The sequence below is a fragment of the Streptomyces huiliensis genome (assembly GCF_020037025.1).
In the GTDB taxonomy this organism is placed as follows: Bacteria; Actinomycetota; Actinomycetes; order Streptomycetales; family Streptomycetaceae; genus Streptomyces; species Streptomyces huiliensis.
Genome location: NZ_JAIQLH010000165.1, coordinates 1 through 380, shown reverse-complemented (window position 1 = coordinate 380; position 380 = coordinate 1). Strand labels below are relative to the sequence as shown.

Annotated in this window: 1 pseudogene; it reads left to right on the top strand. The window is 82.9% G+C overall.

What is annotated here, in order from left to right:
- Nucleotides 1-380, top strand: a pseudogene (locus JNW98_RS24930) (hypothetical protein); the annotation flags it as partial.

Here is a 380-nt window from a genome sequence, read left to right as displayed (position 1 = left end):
GCGCGTGGGCCGCGGCGGCGGGCGCGTGGGCCGGCACGGCCGTCGCGCTCACCGCCGCGGGCTGCGGCGCGCTCGTCGAACGGTACGGCGGACGTGGGCGAAGGCGGCGCCTGCCCCGCGCCCTCGGTGCGGTGGCGGCATCGGCGGTCCTCGCGGGACTGACGCTGTCCGCCGTGGTGACGGCCGGCGGGACCGTGCCCGCCTGGGCCGGGCGTGCGCTGCTGTGGTCGGGCCCGTGGGGCTGGCCGGCGCAGCCGCTGGTGGCGGCCGTGCACGGCACCGCGCCGGGGTGGCCGGCCGCCCTCGCGCTGTCGGTGGCCTCCACGACGGCGGCGCTGGTGGCGGGGGTGCGGGCGGTGCCGGGGATACCGGCGTCGGCC